12 protein-coding genes are annotated in these 16,938 nt (G+C 41.6%); 4 read left to right on the top strand and 8 right to left on the bottom strand.

Annotated elements, in window-relative coordinates:
- The first annotated feature begins 45 nt into the window (after positions 1 to 45).
- Complete coding sequence (locus tag DI077_RS02665; protein WP_109020043.1) at positions 46 to 990, top strand: M23 family metallopeptidase; 945 nt, start codon at positions 46 to 48, stop codon at positions 988 to 990.
- An 83-nt stretch (positions 991 to 1,073) separates the two neighbouring features.
- On the opposite strand, the gene DI077_RS02660 is transcribed toward DI077_RS02665, so the two are convergent.
- The 3 genes from DI077_RS02660 to dnaE form a co-directional block, all read right to left on the bottom strand.
- The gene (locus DI077_RS02660; RefSeq protein ID WP_109020042.1) at positions 1,074 to 2,969 is read right to left on the bottom strand and encodes an AMP-dependent synthetase/ligase; all 1,896 of its coding nucleotides are present in this window, start codon (positions 2,967 to 2,969) and stop codon (positions 1,074 to 1,076) included.
- Between the two features lie 69 nt (positions 2,970 to 3,038).
- Positions 3,039 to 4,160, bottom strand: a complete 1,122-nt coding sequence (locus DI077_RS02655) for a helix-turn-helix domain-containing protein (RefSeq protein ID WP_109020041.1) — start codon at positions 4,158 to 4,160, stop codon at positions 3,039 to 3,041.
- 2 nt (positions 4,161 to 4,162) lie between these two features.
- Positions 4,163 to 7,663, bottom strand: a complete 3,501-nt coding sequence (gene dnaE, locus DI077_RS02650; protein ID WP_109020040.1) for a DNA polymerase III subunit alpha — start codon at positions 7,661 to 7,663, stop codon at positions 4,163 to 4,165.
- Between the two features lie 182 nt (positions 7,664 to 7,845).
- Here dnaE and cobT point away from each other — a divergent pair, with 182 nt between their 5' ends.
- Genes cobT through DI077_RS02635 form a run of 3 tightly spaced genes read left to right on the top strand, consistent with a single transcriptional unit; the run spans position 7,846 to position 10,354 of the window.
- Positions 7,846 to 8,907 (top strand): nicotinate-nucleotide--dimethylbenzimidazole phosphoribosyltransferase, encoded by a 1,062-nt coding sequence (gene cobT, locus DI077_RS02645; protein WP_109020039.1) that lies wholly within the window; start codon positions 7,846 to 7,848, stop codon positions 8,905 to 8,907.
- On the top strand, positions 8,904 to 9,773 hold the full coding sequence (locus DI077_RS02640) for an adenosylcobinamide-GDP ribazoletransferase (protein ID WP_109020038.1): 870 nt from the start codon (positions 8,904 to 8,906) through the stop codon (positions 9,771 to 9,773). The genes cobT and DI077_RS02640 overlap by 4 nt, the downstream gene beginning before the upstream one ends.
- A complete protein-coding gene (locus DI077_RS02635) occupies positions 9,758 to 10,354 on the top strand; it encodes a histidine phosphatase family protein (RefSeq protein WP_109020037.1) in 597 nt (198 codons plus the stop codon). The genes DI077_RS02640 and DI077_RS02635 overlap by 16 nt, the downstream gene beginning before the upstream one ends.
- On the opposite strand, the gene gatB is transcribed toward DI077_RS02635, so the two are convergent.
- The 5 genes from gatB to DI077_RS02610 form a co-directional block, all read right to left on the bottom strand.
- Entirely contained in the window at positions 10,351 to 11,814 is a 1,464-nt protein-coding gene (gene gatB / locus DI077_RS02630; protein ID WP_109020036.1) for an Asp-tRNA(Asn)/Glu-tRNA(Gln) amidotransferase subunit GatB, read from the bottom strand. The two genes, DI077_RS02635 and gatB, sit on opposite strands and share 4 nt — an antisense overlap.
- 108 nt (positions 11,815 to 11,922) lie before the next feature.
- A complete protein-coding gene (locus DI077_RS02625) occupies positions 11,923 to 13,029 on the bottom strand; it encodes a bacteriohemerythrin (RefSeq protein WP_242935323.1) in 1,107 nt (368 codons plus the stop codon).
- A 153-nt stretch (positions 13,030 to 13,182) separates the two neighbouring features.
- A complete protein-coding gene (locus tag DI077_RS02620) occupies positions 13,183 to 14,658 on the bottom strand; it encodes an aldehyde dehydrogenase family protein (protein WP_109020035.1) in 1,476 nt (491 codons plus the stop codon).
- A gap of 71 nt (positions 14,659 to 14,729) precedes the next feature.
- Positions 14,730 to 15,260 (bottom strand): thioredoxin domain-containing protein, encoded by a 531-nt coding sequence (locus tag DI077_RS02615; protein ID WP_109020034.1) that lies wholly within the window; start codon positions 15,258 to 15,260, stop codon positions 14,730 to 14,732.
- A gap of 2 nt (positions 15,261 to 15,262) precedes the next feature.
- On the bottom strand, positions 15,263 to 16,801 hold the full coding sequence (locus DI077_RS02610; protein ID WP_109020033.1) for a methyl-accepting chemotaxis protein: 1,539 nt from the start codon (positions 16,799 to 16,801) through the stop codon (positions 15,263 to 15,265).
- Positions 16,802 to 16,938 lie beyond the last annotated feature (137 nt).

Below are 16,938 nucleotides of genomic sequence, written 5' to 3'. Positions count from 1 at the left end.
TATCTTCTTTCCTGATTTGAACCCGATCGGAATAGTTTCATAAATATGAAAAGAAGTCTTCGAAAGATTGCCCTTCTGGCAAGTTTTCTTTTATTTTTAACACCGTTTTCTGTACTTTTTATAACACTTCATTCTCAAACAGCTGGGAAACCCAAGTTTCAGTGGCCGATCCAGGGCTTAGACCTACCTTCCCTGATCACAAGTAGTTTCGGGGAATCCAGAAAGGACCATTTTCATAACGGATTGGATATTTCTTCCGTCTTTCAACCCGTGCGTAGTTTGGAAAGCGGCTATGTTCTCTATTCCCGCTACGGCGAAGACAACCCTTTCGAAGAAGAAAGAGGCTCGGGGAATATACTTTGGGTGGCGCACAAGGACGGTTATATCAGCGGCTATTATCACCTAGCAGGCTCTCGTCACGAAAACATCCGATCCAAAATAGAGATAAAAGCCGGGGAAGTGATCGGTTCCTCCGGAAATACGGGCCACTCCACGGGGGGGCATTTGCATTTTGTTTTGGGCAAAGATTTCGGAAAAACCTTACTAGACCCTTTGGCATACCTTCCCCCGCAAGAAGATACTATGTTCCCTCAAATCGCGAACCTGTTCATTCACGTAGGGGAAACTTATACAAACATCAATGACGGGGACAATATCAATGTTTCCAAAGCGTTTCCACTGACCGTGAGTGTGTTTGACGGGGGAGTGAAAAATAGTCAACGAAGAGGAATTCGAAATATTGAATATATCTTCAACGGTGAGCCGATGGGAAAAACATCTTTCGACTCTATTCATTTTGATAAGGGGAAATGGAAAACCGCGAACGGACTCAGTTTTGACGACCTTTACTTTAAGGATCGTTATTTGGTGGGAATCTTAAACTTAAAAACAGGGGAAAATATCATCAAGGTGATTGCTTCCGACTTTTCCGACCAGAAATCGGAAAGGACTTTTAGTGTGAATGTGACCCGGATCGCCTCGGGGAACTAAGCGGGATCGAAATACAAAGGTCAAAAAGCGGGGAGAACTCCCCGCAAAGAAGTATTGGGATCCGAAAGAAAAGAAAATACTGTTTATTTATACATCTCATCTATGTTTTTTGCATACTTTTCCGTAATCACGTGTCTCTTTAAGGAAAGTTTGGCGGTAAGTTCGTCTCCGACTTCGAACGGTTTGGATAAAACGGATATCTCTACGACTCTTTCGAAGGATTTGAATCCTTCCCCCGCATTGATCTTGGCCTTGACTTCGTTTTCTATCTTTTCCTTTACCTTTGTCGTTCCTGCAATTTGAGATAGATCAGCTCCATATTCGGATAACGCCTGTATATTGGGAACGATCAGTGCGGATAAAAACTTACGATCCTGCCCCACTACCATACATTGGTCGATGAGTTCGGATTCCAAAAGTTTCGCTTCTATCGGAACAGGCTCCACATTTTCACCGCCCAAAAGTACGATGGTTTCTTTGGTTCTTCCTACAATCTTCAAACATCCGTTTGCTGTAAATATACCCAAGTCACCGGTATTCATCCAACCGTCTTTGATAACTTTGGAAGTAGCTTCCTGGTTTTTAAAATAGCCCTGCATCACTTGAGGACCATTTACATGTATCTCTCCCTTTCTGCCGTATTCTATAAGGCCCCGCGTAGTATCCAAAAACACCTCTCCCGTCTTCCAGTCCACCAATCGGATTTCCGTGCCTCCGTACAAAGGACCGACTGTTCCCGCGACCAGATTGTCCGGTGTTCTCACTGCGATCACAGGGGATGTTTCCGTCATTCCGTAACCTTCCAGAACGGGAATTCCGATCGTATTGAAAAATTCATCCACATGAAACGGCAATGCACCTCCTCCCGAAACGGAACCTCTTAAATTTCCTCCGGTCGCCTTACGAATCTTAGATAAAACAATGGAGTCGAATATAAGATAAGGTATGAGCGAAACCAAGAATAGACAAAGTGCGGAGATAAAATCAAATACCTTTCGGAAAAAAGACTTCGGCACAAGCTGCAGATCTCTTCCTTTCAAAATCTGAAGAGTTCTAAAATGAGTTCTCGCGAGATTCGTAGCGATCGAGAAAAACAATTTTTTGGTAGTGGAAGCTTTTAAAATATTTCCCTGAATGCCTCCGTAAATACTTTCCCACAACCTAGGTGCGGATGCCATAAATGTAGGTTTAACAATTGCTAAATCTTCTTTCAAGGAACGAACATTTGTATAATAAGTGCAAGCTCCGTTTGCCATGCTGAAAATTTCAAATATCCTTTCGAAGATATGCCAAACGGGCAAAATGGAAAGTGCACGGTCATCCTCTTCCAAATTGATCGGCATATAATCCACTTGAGAAAGTATATTGGAATGACTAAGCATTACGCCTTTGGGAGCGCCTGTTGTTCCCGAAGTATAAATCAAAGTGAAAAGATCATTTCCTTTGATTCGACTCATTCTCTCTTCCAATGCCTTGGGAGATTTCGACTTCGCGACTTTTCCTTTTTCAATCACATCTGCAAAATTTCGCAATTTGAACTTACTTGATTTAACAGAGCCTGATTTCAAGCCGGACTCGTCCAATACGATGATTTCTTTCAGAGAAGTAAGTCTGGATTCAACTTGAAGGATTTTTTTCAATACATTTGCATTTTCCACAACCAAAATCTTGGATTCGGAATGATTGAGAATGTATTCTATATCTTGTTCCGTAACATCGGAAGCTCTAGGTACATCGGCCGCACCGGAAAAACAAATTCCGATACTTGAAACCATCCAAGCATAACAGTTGTCAGCAAATAAAGCGATCCTATCCCCCGGTTCTATACCTTCTAAACCTTCGCTGAAACTATGGGCATCCTCTATCAATTCGGAATATGATTTGGAAAGAAATGTTTTGTCGGCTTGTTTTGTGGCAAAGGCCGGTTTATTCGGGTATTTTTTTCTGAGACCTAAATAAAACTCTAAAAGATTTTGCATGGAACCATCTCCTGTCAGATTGAATTCCTATCTTAACAGATCATGATTTGAAAATCGTCCTAGAGAATTCTATGATACCTTTCTTTTAGTCTTAGAGGATTCCTTCGCACTCTTTTCTTTGAATTCGGTCGGAGTCTTTCCTTCTTTCTCCAAAAAAGCCCGATTGAATGTGGATTTGGAATTGAATCCGACCGAGTCCGCGATGGAGAGAACGGATCGTTTGGGATCTTCGAGTAAAATCTTCTTAGCCTCTGCGATACGATAGTCGTTGATAAAATGAAAAAAACTTTTTTCAAAATGGATATTGAGTAGTTCCGACATCTGTTGAGGACGAATACCTACCAATTCGGAAAATCGGGTCAGATTCAAATCTTCATCGCAATAGATCCGTTCCTCCGACATCAATCTTTGTATTTCATCTTTAATCGATTCAATATTCAAATTGACTAGTTTCGATTTTTCATATTTGGATCGTTTGATTTCCTCTTTGACTTGAGAGATAAAAGGTTTCCAAACTTCCCGGGCGATAAAATAAAAGAACATCAAAAAAGGAAGGAGAAGCGCACTGAGCTCCCGCAAAAAAGAAACCTTAAACAAAAATCCGAAAGTGCCGACCGAAAGATCCAAACAAATCAGAAGAAAAAAAACAAGAGTCAGTCTTCCTCCTTTTTTCAAGAACATTCCCCAACTAACAAATGGTAATATGTATTTAAAAAGAAACAATCCTGCCGACAGTAGTATCCCCAGTTTGATTGCAAGATTGAGAGATAAAACCGAAGCCTGGTAACCCGAAGAAGGTGGAGAAGAAAAAAATAAAATTTGTTCTCCTGTGGATTTCAGATAAAAAGGAATCAATAGTAAAACGGAAAGCACCGCGGGAAGATAGAGAAAGAAGGATAGTTTCGGTTTTTTATCCAGCACCAACAAAACAAAGTATTCGTAAAGAACGGGTGCCGATGCCAAAACAAAAGGAATGTGGAACAGTGTAATTCCCGGAAACAAAATGTACAATTTGGAAAAAAAGAAAGCGCCTGAGATAAGCCATAAGCCTGTGGAAAAAAGAACAAAGGCCCAACGAAATCGGAGAGAAGAGTTCTCTTCCCGTTTAACTAAGAATGAGATCGACCAAACGATACAAAAAATTCCGCCTGCGCCTAACCACAAAAAGCCGATCGCTTCTTTCAGGTCCATACTCAACCAAAAGCTCTCACTTCTTCCCCGATGGTATAACGAACAGTGCCTTTGCCCAATATTTCGGATAGAACATTCATCAAATCATCCGTAATTTCAATGGAAAAATGATCATGTGCACGAATAACTTTTTTCTCGTTTCCTGCAAGACCCACCAAATGGAAGAATACGGAGGAATCTCCTCTATGTTCTGTAAAGATAGATTGCAGACGAAGAATGATCTCTCTATTTTTTTCCTCTCCCATATCAATAGTTAGGTGAAGAGTCTTTTCCATTTTTCTTTCAATGGTAACCAAGTTGAGTTCTTCCACACGATTGACGATGATTTGGCCTTTGAGTTCCGACTCTTCCATATCCACACGCTCCAGGATACCTTTGATAAAAAGAGTTTTATCATCGATAAAGAGAGGTTTAAAGTCAGCATATGTTCTCGGAAAGGCAACACATTCAATCTCGCCGGTTTGATCTTCGATCACAAAGTTGATGAATTCTTCTTTTTTCTTAGTGAGTTTGATCTGTTTTTTGGAAAGAACACCCGCAATTTCCACTTTGGATTTGGGGCGAACGTCCTCCAACCTTTCAATTGTGATCGGTTTTAGACTTTTTAATTGTTCCGTAAATTTATCAAGAGGATGCCCGGACAGATACAGACCGGTGATTTCTTTTTCCCGTTTGAGAATTTCGTCAAACCCCCATTCGGTGGCGTTTTTCGGAAGGGTTAAATCGAATCCCGAATTGGGAGTGCTTGCTCCGAACAAAGAAAACTGGCCTTCTTTTTCTTCCGCCTGTTTTTTTTGCGCGAAAGAAAGGATGGTATCGGTAGATTCGAAAATACATTTTCGGGAATAGCCAAAAGAATCAAAACCGCCTCCTTGCGCAAGTGCTTCGAGAACTTTTTTATTGGCGAGTCTAGTATCCAGATCTTTTGCAAAATCATCCAACGTCGCATAGCCACCTAACTTTTGCCTGTTGGCCAGAATATTTTCCGCGGCAAGCTCCCCCACCCCTTTGATGGAAGAAAGTCCGAAACGAACCGTTTTATCATCGGTAATTTTGAAAGATACTTCCGATTCCCTTACATCCGGACCGAGGATGCGAATTCCCATCTCTTTCGCATTATTGATATATTTTACTACGTCGGTGGTTTTGGAATGATCTCCGGAAAGTAACGCAGTCATATATTCAATTGCGTAATTCGCTTTTAAATAAGCGGTTTGATAAGTGACAAATGCATAAGCTACCGAGTGTGATTTATTGAATCCGTATTCGCCGAATTTTTCCAAAGTTTCGAAAAGCTCTACAGCAAGTTTGGAATTGATTTTTTTCTCTGTGGCACCCGCCACGAATTTTTCTTTCAATGCAGGGAGCTTGGACTTGTCCTTCTTAGCCATCGCTTTACGAAGAACGTCCGAATCTCCAACTGAGAATCCACCCATAATTCTGGAAATCCCCATCACCTGCTCTTGATAAACGATGACTCCGTAGGTTTCGGACAATACTTCCGCAAGACTTTCATGCGGGAACACAACTTTCATTTTTCCGTTCTTACGGTCCAAATAATCGTCCAACATTCCCGATCCCATCGGGCCAGGTCGATATAATGCGAGTAAGGCGGCAATCTCTTCGAATTTCTGAACTTGTGCTTTTGCAAATAGGTCCCGAATACCCGTGGAAGAGTCCAACTGGAAGATACCCAGAACGTTTGCTTTCCGTAAAAGACTGAATGTAGCGGGATCATCCAACGGGATATTGTCCAAATCCACTTTGATACCGTGTCTTCTTTCTATGATTTGGGTGGCGTGATGAATGGTTGTTAGGTTTTTTAAACCTAAAATATCCATCTTGATAAGACCCACTTGCTCCGACATGTTTTTGTCGTATTGGGTAACGATGGATCTTCCGTCTTTTCCAGCTTCACTTACCGTGGAAAGAGGAACGATCTCTTCCAAAGGCACAGGTGAAATCACGACCCCTGCGGCATGTCTTCCCACCTGACGATAGTTACCTTCCAATCTTTGTGCGATGGAAAATACTTTTTTATTAAGATCCGTTTTTTCCGCCAAATCTTTCAAATCTTTCGATGTATCAACCGCTTCCTGAATGGTAATCCCCAATTTCTTAGGGAAAAGTTTGCTCATCTCATTCACTTCGGAGAACGGAACATTGAATACCCGGGCAACGTCTTTGATGGCGGCTTTCGCAGCGAGAGAACCGAAGGTAATGATCTGGCCTACACGATCTTCCCCGTATTTCTGTTTGATATAATTGATAACTTCTTCTCTTCTTTCTACACAGAAGTCCGTATCGATATCGGGCATATCCTTTCTATCCGGATTCAAAAATCTTTCGAATAGAAGGTTGTAACGAATCGGATCTACGTTCGTGATACCGAGTGCATAAGCAATGATGGAACCTGCGGCCGATCCCCTACCTGGGCCTACCGGAATTCCCGTGTGTCTTGCAAAATTGATATAATCTTGAACAATTAAAAAATAGCCCGCAAAATGCATGTTACGGATAGTTTGCAATTCAAAATCCGCTCTTTCCTTGACGATGGGAGTGATTTCTTTGTATTTTCTCTCGATTCCGTCCCAAACCAATTTTTCCAGATAAGTATCAGTGTCGTATCCGGGAGGAACTTCGAAAGGAGGAAGCAGAGGATTTCCGAATTGGAAACCGAGTGAACATTTATCACGAATCGCCAAAGTGTTGTAAAACGCTTGAGTATGATCCGGAAAAAGAGATAACATTTCTCTCGGGCTTTTAACATAAAAGTTTTCATTAAAGCCGAAACGCATCTCATCATCTATGTTTTTACGCATTCCGATGCGTAATAAGATATCTTGTGCTTCCCTATCATCTCTTGTTAAAAAATGGGAGTCATTGGTAAGAACGAGAGGAATACCGGTGCGTTTGGCAAAACCCATTACCGTTTCGGCAACAATCTTTTGTTCGGGGATGCCATGATCCTGAATCTCCATATAGAAATCTTCTTTTCGGAAAATTTCATGAAGTCTACCGGCTAACGCATAAGCTTTGTCTTCCTTACCTTCCAAAATCTTGCGATTGACTTCACCGGCAAGACATGCAGTCAGACAAACCAAACCTTCGCTGTGTCTTTCCAGCAAATCGTAATCGATCCTGGGTTTGCGATAAAATCCTTCCGTAAAGGATCGACTTGCCAATTTAATAATATTCTGATATCCTACTGAGTTTTTGACAAGTAGGATGATATGATAAGCTCCACCATCGGCAATCTCATCCATTTCCGTTTCAAGAGACCGGGATGGGGAAACATAAAATTCGCAACCGATGATAGGTTTGACATCGTGTTTGACAGCTTCCTTGTAAAACTCGATGGCACCGTACATATTGCCGTGATCCGTAATGGCAACCGAGCTCATTCCCAGTTCCTTCACTTTTTTCATCAGCTCGGGGATGCGTATGGCTCCATCCAGCATAGAATAGGTAGTGTGAAGGTGTAGGTGGGCGAAATCTTCCATAGCTCAAGTGACATAGTGACATTGGTGCGGTTGTAAGGAACGACTTTTTCTGGAAAAAGTAACAGACAAAAACGATGATTGAGTAGGAAAAATCGCTAGATTCTGGGACAGAGGAAGAAATTCCGCCGCACCAGAAATATCTCTCGATTTTCCCCCCTCACGGAAAACCCTGAGAAAGAAATATGAATTCCTCTTCGACTCTACAGAAATACTCCTTTCCTCCTTTGGAAAAGGATCTTGCCCCCAAAATCCAAACAAAGATCGATCAAAAAACAAAGCCGTTAGGCGCTCTGGGAGAGCTGGAAAAGATCGCCCTTCAAATCGCTCTGATTCAAAACTCTCTCTCCCCCGAACTGAAAAATCCCGTTCTTTATTTATTTGCGGCAGACCACGGAATTACGGATGAAAAGGTAAGCGCTTATCCCAAAGAAGTAACCTGGCAGATGGTGCAGAACTTTCTTACGGGAGGAGCTTGTTCCAATGTGTTTTCCAATTTCCACGGATTCTCGATGAAAGTGGTGGATGCAGGTGTGGATCACGAATGGGAAATGCAGAATCCGAACTTAATCGTCAAAAAAATTGCAAACGGAACAGCTAACTTTAACAAAACGAATGCGATGACGATGGAACAGGCTCTTCTTTGTTTGGAGACCGGGTATGAGATTATCCGAACCCAAACGACCGATTCTCAGAATGTGATTGCATTCGGAGAAATGGGAATAGGAAACACTTCTTCCGCATCACTCATTCATCATTGTATCTCCGGAATTCCTTTGGACGAGCTGGTAGGAAAAGGAACCGGTCTGGATCGGGAAGGCAGAGAAAGAAAACAAGAGGTTTTGAAATCTTCTCTTAAGAGAGGAGGAACCCCTACGGATCCGCTGGAAATCCTATCTCAGTACGGCGGCTTTGAAATCGCTATGATGGCAGGAGCATTTCTCGCTGTAGGAAAAACCGGGAAAACGATCTTAGTCGACGGATTCATCGCCACAGCTGCATTTGCGATCGCAAACTTGATTGAACCGAACTTAAAGGATTTTTGTATTTTTTCCCATGAATCGGAAGAAGTCGGACATAAAAAAATTCTCGCCCACTATCAAGTAACACCCATTTTGCGACTAGGAATGCGTTTGGGAGAAGGAACGGGTGCACTTGCCGCATATTCCATCCTGCAACTCAGTGTAAAATTTCTAAATGAAATGGCTTCCTTCGGAGAAGCAAAGGTCAGCGAAAAAGAAACATGAGTTCCATTTTAAAATATTTGATCCATGAACTAAGATTATTCTTTATCGCTATCTGGTTTTTATCCCGGCTACCTATTCCTAAATGGGTAGGCTTCCAAGAAGAATGGTTGGAAACTTCCATCAAATACTCTCCTTTCGTGGGAATAGTTCTGGGGAGTATCGGGTTTGTTGCCTTTTTTATCTTTCAGATATTTTTCGGAAGCTTAGTAGCATTTATACTCAGCACAGGACTTCTCGTCATACTCACCGGATGTTTTCATGAAGACGGATTCTCCGATTTTTGCGATGGGATCGGAGGCGGATGGAAGCGAGAAGACATCTTGCGTATTATGAAAGACAGTCGTGTAGGCAGTTTCGGAGCGGCGGGGTTAAGTCTGCTTCTACTTTTGAAAGTAGCAGCCGGCTATAAATCGTTGGAGATTTTAGACGGGATATTTCATTTCCAGATTCTATTCACTTCCCTGGAAACTGCGAAGAGTTTATTTTCCGAGGAATGGATTTTTATACTGCAAACCTGGCTATTCTTTATCACGGCCCATTCGTTCAGCAGATTCGTCTCTTTAAGTTTCTTTTTAACGCACGATTACGCGAAAGACGAAGGTTATGCGAAGCCGATGGCAAAAAGCATGACACTAGGACAATTTTCATTTTCTGCAATCGCTGGTCTTGGACCGCTCCTTGCTTTAAGTTATTTTTCGCCTTTGTTTCTTTTGATCTTTATTCCTTGTTTTCTGGTAAGGATGTATTTTTCTACTCTAATGAGAAAGTGGATCGACGGATTTACGGGAGATTGTCTGGGAGCTGTTCAACAAGGAATGGAAACATTGGTTTGGATATGGGGGGCTTTCTTATGGATCTCTATTTAGTTCGTCATCCGGAGACCTCGGCCCCCAAGGGAACTTGTTACGGTAGAGTGGATTTTCCTCTCTTGAATCCGGCAATCGAAACCGCAAAACAAACAATAAACGATTTACCGAATCAAATTCCTCTGATGATTGTGAGTCCGGCTCCTCGTGCGCAAGCACTTGCCAAGGAACTTTCCTTTCTTCATTTGGAAAAAAATTCAATTCATCCTGAATTACAAATTGAAGAACGGGTTCAGGAGATGGATTTCGGAGACTGGGACGGAAAACTTTGGGATTCCATTCCTAAAAAAGAAACCCTTGCCTGGATGAAGGATTTCGTAAATCAAAAGACTCCTAACGGAGAAGCATTCACAGACGTGATAGAAAGAACGAATGCATTTCTCAAAGACTGGGGAAAAGAAGGAATCAAACGAAAAGAGGAAGAAGAAAAAAGAAAAAGCCCGATTGACCAACTAATCATTGTTTGTCACTCAGGCTCCATTCGTGCGATACTATGCCAATTGCAAAACTTGGAATACAAAGATGCATTCCAAGCCAAAATCGACTTTGGCTCGGTGCATAAGGTAAAATTGGAATATTAGACTTTTTTCTTTTCTCCCAAAGGCCCGAGCTTGGCAAGAATCAGTTCATTGGCAAGCTTAGGATCCGCCTTTCCCTTAGTCTCTTTCATAACAGCTCCGACGATTGCGCCAAGCGCGCGATCTTTGCCGTTATTCCAAGCTTCGACGGATTCGGGCTGAGAGGCGATCACACGAACAATGATTTCTTCCAATGCCTTGTCGTCCCGAACTACTTTCAAACCTTTGGATTCTACGATCTTTTCGGGAGAATCCGTAGAAGTTAGCATATCTTCGAAAATGGTTTTAGCTATTTTCCCTGTGATCTCACCTGAATTGATCAGAGCAACTAACTTTCCGATACGATCCGGACCGACGCTAAATTCACTTATGGAAATATTTTCTTTGTTTACAATTCCCAGCACTTCGTCTTTTACCCAGTTGGATGTTTTTTTAGCATCTTTGGATATTTCCAGAGACTTTTCGAAATACTCAGCTATCTCTCGTTCGCTGGTGAGGACTTCCGCATCATATTCCGGTAGTCCGAGATCTCTGATATATCTTTCCTTCTTAGCACGAGGTAGTTCCGGCAATGTCTTTCGAATGTCATCAATGTACTGATCACTGATTTCCAATGCAGGAAGATCCGGTTCCGGAAAATAACGGTAATCATGGCTCATTTCTTTGGTCCGCATGGGAATGGTTTTAAGAAGAGTGGCATCCCAAAGTTTTGTCATTTGAACAAAGGTTTGATTGCGCGAATACTGATCTTTTTGCCATTCCACTTCATAATCTATCGCTTGTTTTACGGCTTTGAATGAATTCAGGTTTTTGATTTCCACTCTGGTGCGGAATCCCTTTTCCCCGATAGGGCGAATGGAAACGTTCGCATCGCATCGAAGAGATCCCTCTTCCATGTTACAATCCGAAACTTGTACATAACGAAGAATGGTTTTCAATTCGTTCAGATAGGCATAAGCCTCTTCCGAAGAACGCATATCAGGTTCTGAAACGATTTCAATCAAAGGAGTACCTGCGCGATTGTAATCCACGTAAGAATGATGAATCGAAGGATCGTGGGAGTGGATGAGTTTTCCTGCATCCTCTTCCATATGAATGCGGGTCAGGGGAATGAATTTTTCTTCCGACTGACCTTTCCATTTCACATGAAGCCCACCCTTTGTCGCATAAGGCTTGTCAAACTGGGAAATCTGATAACCTTTCGGAAGATCGGGATAAAAATAATTTTTGCGGTCGAATTTCGTAAATTGGGTGATGTCACATCCGAGAGCAAGCCCGGCACGAACGGCCTTTTCCAAAACGACTTCATTTAACACCGGCAAAGTGCCGGGAAGTGCCACGCAGAGTGTGGAAATATGAGTATTGGGAGAACCGCCGAATTCGTTGGTTGCGGTAGAAAAAATTTTAGAGTTCGTATTGAGCTGAACGTGGACTTCCAACCCGATGATAACTTCGTATTCCATAGATGAATTACAGGATTTTTCATAAAAAACAGGATGGCAAATGAAAAAGAATCGAAAGAAAGGGGATTTGTCCTTCCTTTTGGAAAAACTTTACCCTTTCTCTAAGACTTAAGCAAAAGGCTCCTGGACAATCGCTTTGTATAGATTCTGTTGGTCCGTCGAAATCTCAACTTCTCCTCTGGAATGAAGCTTTTTTGTGAATTCCAAAATCTCCCGAATTCTATGTTGTAAACTCAGTCCTATCTTTTTATCCTCAAAGGCAATATGGGATAATAACCAATTTTTCAAGTCTTGGACCAGATGCGTGGCTGCAAAAGGATCTCCTTTTTTATATTGATCATAACGTAACTTTACGAATTCGATAAACCGTTTGTGCTGATTCATGTGAGAGATCACATCGGTAAACCGGAAATATCGCATGATCTTTTCCTCCACGTCGAAGTGCACTTGAGTGTATTCAATCGCCAATGTGACTACTTTTTGAAAAACCTCAGACTCATGATCCCCCAGTTTCAAAGAACGATCCAATTCTACGATCATCTTCAATAGCCAAATATGTTGCAGATCGATGATGGGAATATTCGTCGCGAGGTTGTATGTTTTCCAGATATTCTGAATATCATGAACAATACTTTTCGTTTGGGTCGGTTCCAATTGATCCGCTTCGATCAAAGTGCTTATATTTTGGTAGAGGAGAAACTGGGCTTTGGAAATAGGAAACTTGCCTGATTTCAATAATTCGTTACAGTATTGTTTCAGATTGACTGACTCTTCCGTAAAGTATTCCGCATATTCCCTGTCATCATGCAGAATGTGTTGGAACAGCCATTTCTTCAGAATTTGAAGCAAACCTAAAGCTGCCACTTCCGTCTCATCCGAACTATGAAATTTCTCAATCAATTTTTCTACAAATCGTCTATGTCCTCTGATATGTTCCTCAAGTTTCGGATAGTTGAAATGCTCCAGAATATTTTCTTCCAAAGCAAAATGTTCGGATACATAGTCTAGTGCTTCATTGAAAGATGTTTTGATATCCGAAGCAGAGGTAGGGCGGTTTAAATCGGATAAGGCAAACTCGAGTTTGATGATGATATTTACCAACCAGATATGTTGCAAATCAATGATGGGAATTCCCAAAGAAAACGGCTTACTTTTCCAAGTATTTCTCAGTTCTTCGATATAAAGAGGTGAATCGGATTCCATGATGGAATCCAAGATCAAATCCCATCTTACTTAGTCTTATTTTAATTCGAATATTAGAAATTGATATTTATCAAATTAAGGAGGAGAAACGGAAGAAAGAAAAAGCCATATATTAAAAAGAAATTCCCAATTCAATATATGGCTTTCAGCTAAAGTGATTTCGAATTATACAAAAAATCTCGTAGTAGAATCCACAATCATTTTCACAAAACCGGTATAAGGCGGATACATCAGTTTTACTATGGAAAGTTTGGGAGTTTGAAGCACGGATCTCTCGTGAGAGAATGCCTTGAAGCCGAAAAGCCCATGGTAACTTCCGTGACCGGAATGATTGATGCCTCCAAAAGGTAAATTCGAATTTACCAAATGCAAAATCACATCATTGATCACCGATCCCCCGGCGCTTGTACGGTTCAAAATGTATTTTGCGGTCTTTGCCTTATCACTGAAGATATAGAGCGCAAGCGGTTTCGGTTTGTCATTGATGATTTTGATCGCATCGTCTAAATGATCATAGGTGACGATAGGAAGAAGCGGCCCGAAGATTTCATCCTCCATGATTTTTGCATCCAAAGGGACATCAGTCAAAATCGTAGGTGCGATAAAATTCTCATCGGCCTTTAATTTTCCACCGAAAGCGACCTTTGCACCTTTTTTCACCGCCTCATCAATATAAGAAGAAACTCTTCCGAAGTTTTTGGAATTGATGATCCTGCAAAAATCCGGATTTTCAGCAAACTTGTCTTCTTTGGACTTAAAGTATTTTTCAGTCGCTTCTTTTGCAAAAGATACGAATTTGTCTACTTTTGCCTTTGGAATCAAAACATAGTCGGGAGCAACACAGGTCTGACCTGCGTTTAAAAATTTCCCCCACATGATTCGTTCTGCTGCAAGTTTCAAATCGGCATCGTCCGCAACGATCGTAGGCGACTTACCACCCAACTCCAACGTAACAGTTGTTAAATGTTTTGCGGCTGCTTCCATCACCACTTTACCTACCGGAGTGGAGCCAGTAAAAAAGATATGATCGAAAGGTTGTTCCAAAAGAGCGGTCGATACGGACACATCCCCTTCAAAAACAGCCACTTCATTTTCCTGAAAGATCTCAGCTAACATTGTTTTAATGATCGCTGCGGTATTCGGAGTGAATTCGGAAGGCTTGAGAACGATTGTATTTCCCGCAGCGATGGCTGCTGCAATCGGTGCCACAGCCAAATGAAACGGATAATTCCAAGGAGCGATGATAAGACACACTCCTTTCGGTTCGTAAACGATTTTACTTACTGATCCGAGAAGAGTGATCGGAGTACTTACGTTCACGGGTCTCATCCAAGACTTCACATGTTTGATCGCGTCGTTGATTTCACCGATCGTAGGAAGGATCTCAGAAATATCCACTTCTCTGGCCGATTTATGAAAATCGGCGTGGAGCGCTTTTTGGATTTCAGTTTGGTATTTGAATATGACGTTTTTTAGTTTTTTTAACTTCGTAATTCGTTCTTTAGCAGTCGATAGGCGAAGTTCCAGGGATTTCGCTTTTTGCGCAGGGATGATGCGGCCGATGTCAGAAGGAGTAAAACTTTTGATTGAGCTTACGTGGGTGACCGATCCGTTCGAGTGAGAGAGTGTGGCTTGGGACATGGAAAAACTCCGTTAGAGTTTAATTTTGGCCTAAGAAAGAAAAGAGGACAAGGATTTTTTCAGTTTTTGTGTCAATTTGCCCTTAACTTGGGCCAATTTGTATAAAATCGGGAGTCCACTCGGTCTACCCACTCCGCTTCGGAGGAGCCTGCCCTGTGGATAAACAAACGGGAAGAGTGATGATTCGTATTTGAGCGGACCAGTCTCAATTTCTCCAAAACCGAATGCCTTTCTTTTGCATCCGGTTTCACTCTTTGGATATGAGGAAATCGGGTGGAGAATGTCGCCAAACCGGAAGGATTTTCAGTTTCGCTTAAGTCCAGAAATATAACCTTTACCTTGTTTGGTTGTGTTTCGGAAACGATCTTTTCCAACCAAGGAAGAGACGTGGCGCAAACCGTCTGGCAGTCCAAAAATCCGGAAAAGACCAAAGTGGAGAAATCGTCTTCCTCAGTGATGCGAACCTTTTCACCGATTCGATTTGGAATTTCAATTCCTTCTTTCAAATCAATCTTGAGCGTTTGAAAATTCCCGAAAAAAGCAAAACTGAAAAGTAAGCCGAAACAAAGGAAAAGGATGAAAATAAAAAGAATGTTCTTCAAGATTATTTGATATTTTTGATGATCGCATTTAATTCATCAAATCCTTGTTCTGTGGCTCCGACAAGTTTGGTGATTTTATCCGCAAGCTCAGTGGATTCGGAAACGGAGGATTTTAATTTACCCAATGCTTCGTTCACTTTCATGACAACCGATTCCTGGACTTCCGCAGAGGATTTTACATCTTCGCTATTCTTTGCAACTTTGAAAATTTGATCCTGGAAATCTTTTTGGTCCGTCTGCGCTTCCTGCAAGGTTTCCTCGACCGACTCCAAAGAAATCCCCGCTGCTTTCACCTGATCGGTGAATTGGTGATGGATTTTTGCAATTTCAACAGAATTCAATTCGCTTTTTTGAATTTCCTTTATCATTGCGGAAACGAGTAGTCCGATATCTCTCAATGCGGATTTGGTGGAATCGGAAAGTTTAGAAACTTCATGAGCGACCACACTGAAACCCTGACCTGCATCTCCGGCACGAGCCGCCTCGATGGATGCGTTTAATGCAAGTAAATTGACACGTTCCGCAATATCCCGTATCACTTTCAATATCTTGTCCATTTCCAGACTGTATTGATTCAGACCACCAAACGACTGTACTATTTCCTTCATCCCCTTTTCACTGGAATCAGCATGATTCAAAGCATGACTCATATTGGTTCTGGCCTCATTCGTCGCATCACGAAACAGATTGATTTTCTTAAGAAAATTACCCGAAGCGGTCAACAAACTCTTTGTACCTTCGCTTTGTTCCGTTCCAATGGAAAAAATCTGATGAGACTGTTCCGAATTTTTTATGATACTTTCCTCGATCATTTCCAAGGAATAAGATTGTAACAAATTTTTATCTTTCCACTGGCCGGAAGAAGCCCTGAGTTTTTCATGACTCTCCGCAAACGTTTCCGATTTTTTCTGAGCTTCTTCCACCAGTTTGCGCAAATGATCCGAGGTTTCCTCCGTCTTGATAATACTTTTCAACTGATTCGCAAGCCTACTTCGGAATACGATCGCAAGATAACCGAGAGCCAAACATTCAACGATTACAAAAAAGGCATGGACTGCTACGATGTCCCAACCGCATCCGTAATTGAAAATCTGAATCGGGATACCTGCGATTTGGATTTCTTTCGATTGTAAAAAATTAAAGAGGGCGTGGTGGACTGCGATAAACGCACCGCCGGTTAAAAAAACAATCCAATCCTCATAGATCAAAAGCAAGGCAAGCCCGCTAAAAACATGAAAATGCATTTCAATCCTACCGACTTGAGCTTGAATTAAAATGGCAGACCACAACATAATCAAACAAGAGTTAATGATTTTTAATTTTCTGCTCCCTAAGAAAAGATAATAGGAAACGAGTCCGATCAAAAAGGCAAATCCCCCGGTAATCAAAGTGGGAATTTGCGTTCCGAACTGAATGGAAAATAAAACGGAAATCGGAATGTGGATCAAAAATCCGAATAAAAACCAACGATCCGCCACCTTACTACGAGAAATGATCTCGGAAGTGAGTCTATCTTGGAAATGATGAGTAGAAGTTTTCAATCGTGCGACACCTTAGGAAAAATGACTGTGCTTATTGTTTATATATTAAGCTATCTCAAGTCATAATCGACAATGGTCGATTATTCGCATCTGAAATTTATTGACAAAGGGGAGATAAAGAACGAAAGGAAAAAGTA

Origin of the sequence: Leptospira kobayashii (genome assembly GCF_003114835.2) — a bacterium.
In the GTDB taxonomy this organism is placed as follows: Bacteria; Spirochaetota; Leptospiria; order Leptospirales; family Leptospiraceae; genus Leptospira_A; species Leptospira_A kobayashii.
This window is presented reverse-complemented; position numbering and strand designations above follow the sequence as displayed.

Coding starts and splice junctions, on each gene's coding strand:
- DI077_RS02665 (WP_109020043.1), top strand. CDS start 46: ATGAAAAGAAGTCTTCGAAAGATTGCCCTTCTGGCAAGTTTTCTTTTA.
- DI077_RS02660 (WP_109020042.1), bottom strand. CDS start 2,969: ATGCAAAATCTTTTAGAGTTTTATTTAGGTCTCAGAAAAAAATACCCG.
- DI077_RS02655 (WP_109020041.1), bottom strand. CDS start 4,160: ATGGACCTGAAAGAAGCGATCGGCTTTTTGTGGTTAGGCGCAGGCGGA.
- dnaE (WP_109020040.1), bottom strand. CDS start 7,663: ATGGAAGATTTCGCCCACCTACACCTTCACACTACCTATTCTATGCTG.
- cobT (WP_109020039.1), top strand. CDS start 7,846: ATGAATTCCTCTTCGACTCTACAGAAATACTCCTTTCCTCCTTTGGAA.
- DI077_RS02640 (WP_109020038.1), top strand. CDS start 8,904: ATGAGTTCCATTTTAAAATATTTGATCCATGAACTAAGATTATTCTTT.
- DI077_RS02635 (WP_109020037.1), top strand. CDS start 9,758: ATGGATCTCTATTTAGTTCGTCATCCGGAGACCTCGGCCCCCAAGGGA.
- gatB (WP_109020036.1), bottom strand. CDS start 11,814: ATGGAATACGAAGTTATCATCGGGTTGGAAGTCCACGTTCAGCTCAAT.
- DI077_RS02620 (WP_109020035.1), bottom strand. CDS start 14,658: ATGTCCCAAGCCACACTCTCTCACTCGAACGGATCGGTCACCCACGTA.